This window comes from Sphingomonas sp. Root241 (assembly GCF_001428865.1).
Classification (GTDB): domain Bacteria; phylum Pseudomonadota; class Alphaproteobacteria; order Sphingomonadales; family Sphingomonadaceae; genus Sphingomonas.
Genome location: NZ_LMIV01000002.1, coordinates 1,006,342 through 1,015,000 on the forward strand (window position 1 = coordinate 1,006,342; position 8,659 = coordinate 1,015,000).

The window sequence follows — 8,659 nt, forward strand, 5'->3', positions numbered from 1 at the left end:
GCTTCGCGCCGAGTCTGGGCCCCGGCCTTCGCCGGGGAACGGAGGAAGTGAAAATAGCTCCCGACCGCATCGCCGCGATCGAGGCGCGGCGCGACGAGTTGCAGGCGCTGATGGCGACCGGCGACTTGTCGGGTGAGCGCTTCGTCCAGGTGTCGAAGGAATATGCCGAGCTCGAGCCCGTCGCCCAGGCCGCGAGCGAAGTGCGGCGGCTGCGTGCCGAGGCGCAATCGCTCCAGCACATGACGCACGACGCCGATGACGAGATCCGGCAGATGGCGTCCGAGGAGCTCCATGCGAACGGCGAGGCGCTCGCCGCCGCCGACCGAAAGCTCGCGCTGGCGTTGCTTCCGCGCGACGCCGCGGACGAGCGCGCCGCGATGCTCGAGATCCGCGCCGGCACCGGCGGCGACGAGGCCGCGCTCTTCGGCGGCGACCTGTTCCGCATGTACCAGAAATATGCCGAGAAGCAGGGCTGGAAGGTCGAACTGATCTCCTCCTCGGCCTCCGATGCGGGCGGGTTCAAGGAAGCGATCGCCTCGGTCGAGGGCAAAGGCGTGTTCGCGAAATTGAAGTTCGAGAGCGGCGTCCATCGCGTCCAGCGCGTGCCCGCCACCGAGACGCAGGGCCGCATCCACACTTCCGCCGCCACCGTCGCGGTGCTGCCCGAGGCCGAGGAAGTCGATATCAAGATCGACGACAAGGACCTGCGCATCGACATCTATCGCTCGTCGGGCCCCGGCGGCCAATCGGTCAACACCACCGATTCGGCGGTGCGCATCGTCCACATCCCCACGGGCCTCGTGGTGATCCAGCAGGACGAGAAGTCGCAGCACAAGAACAAGGCCAAGGCGATGAAGGTGCTCCGCACCCGTCTCTACGAGCAGGAGCGCGAACGCCTCCACGCCCAGCGGGCGGGCGCGCGCAAATCGATGGTGGGTTCGGGTGACCGTTCGGAGCGCATCCGCACCTACAATTTCCCGCAGGGCCGCGTGACCGACCACCGCATCAACCTGACCCTCCATCGCCTGCCCGAGATCCTCGAAGGCGAGATGGACGAACTGATCGGCGCGCTGATCGCGCAGGACGAGGCGGATCGATTGGCGCAGCTGGATGGGTAACAAGCCAAAGAAAGCCCCTCCCCTTCAGGGGAGGGGTTGGGGTGGGGCGGTGCGGCAGGCCAACCGCCCGTGGACAGGCCCCACCCCCAACCCCTCCCCTGAAGGGGAGGGGCTTTGATACGGCACGTCCTGTTAGACGCCGCGCAGCGTCTCACAGGCATCACCGACACCCCCCGCCTCGACGCCGAGCTCCTGATGGCCCACGCCCTCGGCACCTCGCGCCAGGATCTGCTGCTCCGCCATCTCGACGATCCCATCCCAGCCGCCTTCGAACCCCTCCTCCAGCGCCGCCTCGCGCACGAGCCGATCGCCTATATCACCGGCACCCGCGCCTTCTGGACGATCGACCTGCAGGTCGGCCCGGGCGCCCTCATCCCGCGGCCAGACAGCGAGACGCTGATCGAAGCCGCGATCGAGCATTTCGACGAGCGCGCGCCCATGACGATCCTGGATCTCGGCACCGGCCCGGGCACGCTGCTGCTCGCCGCGCTCGATCAATGGCCCGAAGCGCGCGGGCTCGGCGTGGACGCGTCGGAGCAGGCGCTCGATTATGCCCGCGCCAATGCCGGGCGCCTCGGCATGGCGAACCGCGCCGAATTCCGGATCGGCGACTGGGGGCAGGGGGTGGAGGGCGCGTTCGATCTGATCCTCGCCAACCCGCCCTATATCGGGACGCGCGAATCGCTTCCGGCCGAGGTCCGCGACCATGAACCCGCGTCGGCGCTGTTCGCGGGCATCGACGGTCTCGACGATTATCGCCGCATCGTCCCGGATCTTCCTCGTCTGCTAGCCCCCGCAGGCGCGGCGGTGCTGGAGATCGGTTGGACGCAGGCGAAAGCGGTCTCGGCGCTGGCGCTCCAGCACGGTCTGTTGCCCGCGGTCCACAGCGATCTCGGGGGACGTCCACGCGTGATACTACTTACTTGAAACCGCGGCACCCTCCGCCCATATTTCCTCTTGGAGATTGGTGCTCCACGGGCTAAGACAGCGCCGGGGCGAGGCACTTTCAACCAAGTTGTTGAAACATAGGGCTAAGGCCCACTCCATGGTCATGTGAGCCGTTGCAGTCCGACGGCCGTGGCGCGCGGAAGCGTCGGCAGGGGCGCTGTCCGCAAGTGTAACGTGCATCCGGGACCCCGATGGATCGACGGACGGCTTAAGTAGACAGGACATACAGATCTTGATGAACAATCGTCAGGCTAATAACGGCCGCCGTCGCGGTCGTGGCGGTCAGCAGCGCCAGGGTGGAAACCCCAACCAGGGCAATGGTAACCGCATCGACAATCGCGCCCGCGGCAATGCGGCGCAGCTGCTCGAAAAATACAAGAATCTCGCCTCCGACGCGCAGCGTCAGGGCGATCGGGTCAACGCCGAATATTATCTCCAGTTCGCGGACCATTATTTCCGCGTGCTGAGCGAGACCCGCTCGCGCTTCGAGGAGCAGAATCCCAATCAGCGTCAGCCCCGTCCGAGCAACGACATCGATGGCGACGACGAGGATTTCGAGTACGAGGCCGAAGGCAATCGCGGCGACGATCAGCGCGACGACCGCCAGCAGCAGCCGCAGCAGCGCGAGCCGCGCTACGAGCGTGAACCGCGCCAGGACCGCGAAGCCCGCGAGCCACGCCCGGATCGGGAATTCCGTCCGGATCGCGAACCGCGCCAGGATCGTGAGCCCCGCGAGAATCGCGACCGCGAAGGTCGCCGCGATCGTCGTCCGAATGGTAACGCCGCCAACGGCTATGCCAACGGCCATCAGCCCGAGGCGCAGGAAACCCCGGCTCCCGAGCTGTTCGCCGAGCAGCGCGACGTCGGCGAGGAGCGCGCGCCGCGCCCCGCTCGCGGCCGCGGTCGTCCGCGCCGCGACGAAGCCGAGGTCGAAGCGCCGCAGGGCATCGACGCCGCGATCCTTCCGCCGGCTTTCGGCGACGCGAGCGCCGCCAACGATGCCGATGAAGCGCCCAAGAAGCCGCGCCGCCGCCGCACCGTGAAGAGCGACGACGCCGAGGTTCCGCCCGCGGCCTGATATCTTCCGCGAGGGGCTGGCCCTTCGCGATCAACCTGCTAGCATCCTCTCCTGAGAAGGCCTTGGGGGAGGATGCTTTGCGTTTGACGGCTCTCGTTTTGCTGGCGATTCCGTTCGCCGCGCACGCCCAGACCCCGCCGCCGTCGGTGCCGTCCCCGGATCAGAGCGCGCAGGGCGACGTCTCGGTCACCATCTATCAAAATGGTCAGTCGCTGGTGCAGGACGTGCGCCAGCTCGATCTGCCCGCCGGCCGCACGCGGCAGGAATTCCCCGATGTGTCGGCGCAGATCCGTTCGGAAACCGTGACCTTGTCGGGCCCCGGCCTCGGCATCGTCGAGCAGAATTTCGATTACGACCTGCTCTCGCCCGACAAGTTGATGGAAAAGGCCGTGGGCTCGGTCGTCACGATCGTGCGCACCAATCCCGCGACGGGCGCCGAGACGCGCGAGCAGGCGCGGGTGCTCGCCGCCAATGGCGGCATCGTCCTCCAGATCGGCAACCGCATCGAAGTGCTGCGCGACGACGGACTGCCCGTTCGCGTGATCTTCGATAAAGTCCCCGAGAATCTGCGCGCCCGCCCGACACTGTCGGTGACGCTGCAGGCGGCGAATGCCGGCCGCGTCCCGGCGACGCTCACTTATCTCACCCCCGGTCTCGGCTGGACCAGCGACTATGTGATGCTGTTCGACGAGGCCAAAAGCGCGATCGACATGCAGGGCTGGGTGACGCTCACCAACAATACCGGCACCAATTACCGGGGCGCCGATGTGCTGCTAATCGCGGGCAATCCCAATCGCGGCAATGGCGGCCTGTCGCAGCTCGGCGATTCGACGATCGAGCAGGCCGGCACGGAGACCAGCCCGCGCGAGAAACTGGGCGACTATTATCTCTATCCGCTGGGCGAACGCACCACGATCGCCAATGCGCAGCAGAAGCAGGTCAGCTTCCTCGACGTGAAGAACACGCCGGCGCGCAAGACCTATGAATGGACGAATGGCTGGCTCGAGACGCAGTCCGAGCCGCGCAGCGCCGCGACGGTGCTCAAATTCTCGACTTCGAAAAGCGGCGGCCTTGGCGATCAGCTGCCCTCTGGCACGATCCGCGTCTATATGCGGGATGCCCGCGGCGACCCGCAGTTCATCGGCGAAAGCCGGGTCGCAGCCGCGCCGATGGGTTCGGCGATGTCGATCCGCACCGGTGAAGCGTTCGATGTGAAGGGCGCTGCGGTGGTGGTCGAGCGCAAGCGGATGTCCTCGTCGCGCTGGCGCACCTCGATGCGCTACGATTTCACCAACGCCCGGCCTGAGCCGGTGACGGTCGATCTCGCCCAGAACGGGCTGTGGGGCGACGTCCGGCTGGTCGAGCAGAGCCTGACGGGCGAGCGCGTTTCCGCCGAACGGATGGAATGGAAGGTGCCGGTGCCCGCCAATGGCAAGGCATCGGTGACCGTGGTGTTCGACACGCGCTACTGACCGATGCGCCGCATCGCCCTCTTCCTTTCCCTGCTGGTCGCCGCCTCGCCCGTGGCGGCGCAGACTTTGGTAGAGTCCGACAGGATCGATGCGGTGTCGGTGACGCTCTATCGCGATCCGAATCGCGGAGAGGGTGCGATTCCTGCGGGCGGCTGGCCGGGCGGCTATGCGCTGGTCACCGAGACTCGCACGATCCGCGTGCCCGCGGGCAAATCGGTGATTCGCTTCGTCGGCGTGTCCGAAGGGATGATGCCTGAGACCGCGATCGTCACGGGACTGCCGCGGCAGGTCAACGAGAAGAATCGCGACGCGCGGCTGCTGTCGCCCGCGGCGCTGATCGACGCCTATCTCAAGCGCCGCGTCATGATCCGCCGCACCAATCGGGCGACCGGCAAGGTCACCGAAGGCGAGGCCATCATCCAGTCCGGCCCCGGCGGCGTATTGCTGACCACTGCCGGCGGCGTCGAGGCGCTGGGCTGCTCCGGCCTGCCCGAAACGCTCAGCTATCCCGGCGTGCCCGCGGACCTTTCCGCCAAACCGACATTGTCGGTGACTACCGACAATGCGGCGGCGGCGACGGTGACGGTGCAGCTCTCCTATCTGGCGCAGGGGTTCGACTGGTCGGCCAATTATGTCGCGCAGGTCGCCGACGATGGCGAGACGCTCGATCTGTTCGCCTGGCTGACCGTGGCCAATGGCGGCAGCCAGGGCTTTGCCGGCGCGCGCACCAATGCCGTGGCGGGCGCACCGAACAAGGAGCGGGCGGCCTTTCTACCCAAGGGGCCGCCGTCGGAGCTGCATCTCCGCTGCTGGCCGATGGACATCACCAGCACCCATCCGCGCTGGGGTATCGCGCCCAATCCGCCGGCACCCCCGCCGCCTGCCCAGGCGGTCGTCGCAGAGGATATCGGCAATTTCGAGGATATCGTCGTCAGCGCCGGCCGGCGCATGCCGGGCGTGATGATGAGCGCGCCCGTGATGGTGGCGCAGCAGGAGGAACTCGGCGACCTCAAGCTCTACCGGATTCCCGAGCCCGTCACCGTCGCCGCATTGAGCCGCAAGCAGGTGGCGATGATCGATCGCAAGAAGGTCGCCTTCGCGCGAATATATACCGGCGACTTCGAGCAATTCGATTATGATCGCGACGCCGACGAGCCTGAGAGTAAGGCGGCCGAGCGGACCCTGCGCACCGAGAATATCAATGGGAAGGGCCTCGGGCTGCCGCTGCCGGCGGGACGCGTTGCGGTGTTCGAACGTGCGCGGGAGGAATCTCTGTTGGTCGGCGAGAGTGCGCTGTCGGATCGCGCGATCGGCGAGGAAGTCGAGTTCGCGACCGGGGAGAGCAGCGATCTGCGCTACAAGGTGGTCGCGCGCCCACCGTCGAGCCGGCGTCAGCCCTATGTCGTCGAAGTTACCAATGCGCGCTCGACCCCCGAGACGTTCGAGATGGCGATTCCCTACAAGCTCGCTTCGTCGAGCGCGAAGCTGATCGAGCGCAAGGGTCTCAAGACGTGGCGGGCAGTGGTGCCGGCCAATGGCACCGCCAAGCTCGAACTCGCGCTCAAGCTGGAGCGCGAGCGCTGATCTAGTCGAGGTCGATCGCGTCCTTCAGCGGGTCCTCGACTCGCGCGTCATGCCCGGTGCCCGAGCTCAGGAACATCAGCCCCATCAGCGCCGCGGCGACCATCATCGTCACGAACACGCCGAGAAAGGTGGCGCTGGCCGTGACGAAGTTGAGCTCGCCCAGCCAGAGATAGAGCACCAGCTCGGCCAGTCCCGCGGTCAGCAGCGCGGCCAATGCCATCCAGCGCAGGATTCGCTTGAAGCGTCCCCAGGCGAAGGCGGCATATTCGGGATCGTCGAGATCGTGCCGCGGCATGTTCATGGCTTTGCAATTGGGCGCGAATCATGGGAGAAACAACCGCCTGAACCCGAAAGCGGAGACGAGCGATGACCATCGCGGCAATCCTGGGGGGAAAAGGGCATGACGTGGTGTCGATCGCGGGGGATCGCACCGTGGCGGAAGCCGTCGCCTTGCTCGCCGGCCACCGAATCGGCGCGGTGCCCGTCCTCGACGGCGACGGCGTAGCCGGCATCTTTTCCGAGCGCGACGTGATCTATTGCCTCGAGCGCGACGGCGCCGCCGCGCTCGATCGCAAGGTGAGTGAGGTGATGACCGCGCCGGCGATCACCGTCACGCCCGACGAATCGGTGCTCGGCGCGCTGGCGCTGATGACGCGCCGCCGGGTACGCCATTTGCCGGTGCTCGATCGCGGAAAGGTGATCGGCTTCATCTCGATCGGCGATCTGGTGAAATATCGGATCGAGCGGATCGAATCCGAGGCCGAGGCGATGCGCGCCTATATCCAGGCTGTCTAGCGACTCCTCAGCCGCGCCGGTTGCGGATCAGCGCGATCACTTCGACCAAGGTGTCGCGCGCGAACAGTGCGAGCCACCCGCCATAGACCAGTGCGCCCGTGCACCCGAGCAGCACGAGCTGGGCCAGCGACGGCATCGGTGGCAGCACGCGCACGAGTAGCGACACCACCAGCGCCATCGCCGTCGCCGCGAATATCGCCGGGGTCAGGCCGTCGACCAGATCGCGGAGTCTAACCCCGATGACCGGCAGCGTCCGCCACGTCGATATCGCCAGATAGAATGGATAGGCCAGGAACCACGCGGCGACGAGGCCCATCAATCCCCAATGCACGCCGATCAGGAACGCCGCCGGCAGCAGCAGCGCGCCCGTCGCCCCGTTCTGCGCGCCGATCCCCGGCCGGCCGACGGCGTCGCTCGCGGGCGAATAGAGCGTCTGCAGCGTCATCATCGGCATCGCCAGCGCCAGCCAGTGGACGATCGGCGCCGCCTCGGCCCATTTCGGTCCGAGCACCACGTCGACCAGCGGCCGCGCCGTCGCCGCGAGCCCGAAATAAAAGGGCATCGCGACGACGAAGATCAACCGTGCCGACTTGACGAATGCCGTCGCTACCGCGGCGCGATCGTCCTTCAGCCTGGCATAGGCCGAGAAGGCGACTTCGTTGAGCGGCGGCACGAATTTGGAGACGAAGATCTGGGTGAGGAACAGGCTTGTCGTATAGAGGCCCAAAGCGTGCGGATCGAACAGCCGGCCGGCGATGAACACATCGGCCTGGCTCTGCAGGAACCAGAAGATCTGCCCGGTCGCCATCACCCCGCCATAGCGCGCGATGTCGCCGGCGCCGCGAAAGTCGAAGCTCGGCCACATCAGTGCATTGGCCGCCCAGGTCATGCCGATCGCGCGGACCGTGAACAAGGCGATCGGTGCGGCCACCAGGGTCCATACACCCAGTCCCATCCAAGCGCCGGTCAATGCGGTGAGCGCGCCGGCGATTCCCGAAGCGAAGTTCACCTTGGCCTGTTTGCGGAAGTCCATTTCGCGCGCGAGCAGCGCATAGGGCAGGGCGATGAACGGCGTGGCGACATAGAGAAGAGCCTGCACGCGAAGCAGGTCGGCGACCATCGGCTGGCGATAATAGGCTGCGGCGAAGGGTGCGCAGACGAACTGGGCCGCACCGAGCCCCAGATTGAGCAGGATCAGCATCCCGAACAGCTGGCGCTGCGCGTGTCGCCCGGCATCGCCGCGCCGGATCAGCGCGCTGGCGAGGCCATAGCCGTTGAGCATGTTGAGCAGGACCAGCACCACCTGCGTCATCGCGAACAGGCCATAGTCCGAGGGGCTGAGCACGCGGATGACGATGAAGGTCGACGCCCAGGTGAGCAGCTGGCCGGCAATCTGGGCGCCCGAACGCCAGATCACGGCACTGCGCACCTGATCCTTCAGCGATTCGAGCCCCTGATTCGGGGATTGGGCGGTTGATTCGGTCACGCGAACGTCATGCACGACACGTGTTGAGATGACGTAAAGCACGGTTTTCTGCGGCTTCCGGGGCTCTGTTTCAGAAAAGCGACAGAAAGTTTCACAACCCTGTTGACCGAATCAAAAGCCGGGCATAGAAGCCACTCCACCGACGCGGTGCTCCTCACCGGACGTTGCGACGGTCATC

General features: G+C 66.5%; 9 protein-coding genes (1 of these 9 cut by a window edge). 6 read left to right on the plus strand and 3 right to left on the minus strand.

The genetic code is table 11. The features are described 5' to 3' along the window. The first annotated feature begins 47 nt into the window (after positions 1-47). The 5 genes from prfA to ASE13_RS15335 all read left to right on the plus strand — a co-directional run bounded on the left by prfA (position 48) and on the right by ASE13_RS15335 (position 6,200). Positions 48-1,118 carry a peptide chain release factor 1 gene (prfA, locus tag ASE13_RS15315; RefSeq protein WP_056617615.1) on the plus strand — a complete coding sequence of 357 codons (1,071 nt, stop codon included), beginning with the start codon at positions 48-50 and terminating at the stop codon, positions 1,116-1,118. Between the two features lie 159 nt (positions 1,119-1,277). After that, a complete protein-coding gene (prmC, locus tag ASE13_RS15320) occupies positions 1,278-2,045 on the plus strand; it encodes a peptide chain release factor N(5)-glutamine methyltransferase (RefSeq protein ID WP_082596880.1) in 768 nt (255 codons plus the stop codon). Between the two features lie 256 nt (positions 2,046-2,301). Continuing rightward, positions 2,302-3,144, plus strand: a complete 843-nt coding sequence (locus ASE13_RS15325) for a DUF4167 domain-containing protein (protein ID WP_056617622.1) — start codon at positions 2,302-2,304, stop codon at positions 3,142-3,144. Between the two features lie 83 nt (positions 3,145-3,227). Continuing rightward, positions 3,228-4,616, plus strand: coding sequence for a DUF4139 domain-containing protein (locus ASE13_RS15330; protein WP_414885379.1), 1,389 nt, complete (start codon positions 3,228-3,230; stop codon positions 4,614-4,616). A gap of 3 nt (positions 4,617-4,619) precedes the next feature. Then, on the plus strand, positions 4,620-6,200 hold the full coding sequence (locus tag ASE13_RS15335) for a DUF4139 domain-containing protein (protein WP_056617627.1): 1,581 nt from the start codon (positions 4,620-4,622) through the stop codon (positions 6,198-6,200). 1 nt (position 6,201) lies between these two features. Here ASE13_RS15335 and ASE13_RS15340 read toward each other — a convergent pair whose 3' ends face one another. Beyond that, positions 6,202-6,501, minus strand: a complete 300-nt coding sequence (locus ASE13_RS15340; protein ID WP_321164351.1) for a hypothetical protein — start codon at positions 6,499-6,501, stop codon at positions 6,202-6,204. Between the two features lie 65 nt (positions 6,502-6,566). Between ASE13_RS15340 and ASE13_RS15345 the strand changes: the two genes are divergently transcribed. Continuing rightward, on the plus strand, positions 6,567-6,995 hold the full coding sequence (locus ASE13_RS15345) for a CBS domain-containing protein (protein WP_056617630.1): 429 nt from the start codon (positions 6,567-6,569) through the stop codon (positions 6,993-6,995). Positions 6,996-7,002: 7 nt separating this feature from the next. On the opposite strand, the gene ASE13_RS15350 is transcribed toward ASE13_RS15345, so the two are convergent. Further along, entirely contained in the window at positions 7,003-8,481 is a 1,479-nt protein-coding gene (locus tag ASE13_RS15350; RefSeq protein WP_056617632.1) for a lipopolysaccharide biosynthesis protein, read from the minus strand. A gap of 111 nt (positions 8,482-8,592) precedes the next feature. Further along, positions 8,593-8,659, minus strand: the end of a protein-coding gene (locus ASE13_RS20300) for a hypothetical protein (RefSeq protein WP_235537000.1). Its footprint extends 194 nt past the window's final position; only the last 67 of its 261 coding nucleotides appear in the window; its start codon lies beyond the right edge, outside the window; it ends in the stop codon at positions 8,593-8,595.

What these genes read in the sequence shown, in the direction of transcription:
- ASE13_RS15340 (WP_321164351.1), bottom strand. Translation starts at nt 6,501, where the DNA reads ATGAACATGCCGCGGCACGATCTCGACGATCCCGAATATGCCGCCTTC.
- ASE13_RS15345 (WP_056617630.1), top strand. Translation starts at nt 6,567, where the DNA reads ATGACCATCGCGGCAATCCTGGGGGGAAAAGGGCATGACGTGGTGTCG.
- ASE13_RS15335 (WP_056617627.1), top strand. Translation starts at nt 4,620, where the DNA reads ATGCGCCGCATCGCCCTCTTCCTTTCCCTGCTGGTCGCCGCCTCGCCC.
- ASE13_RS15325 (WP_056617622.1), top strand. Translation starts at nt 2,302, where the DNA reads ATGAACAATCGTCAGGCTAATAACGGCCGCCGTCGCGGTCGTGGCGGT.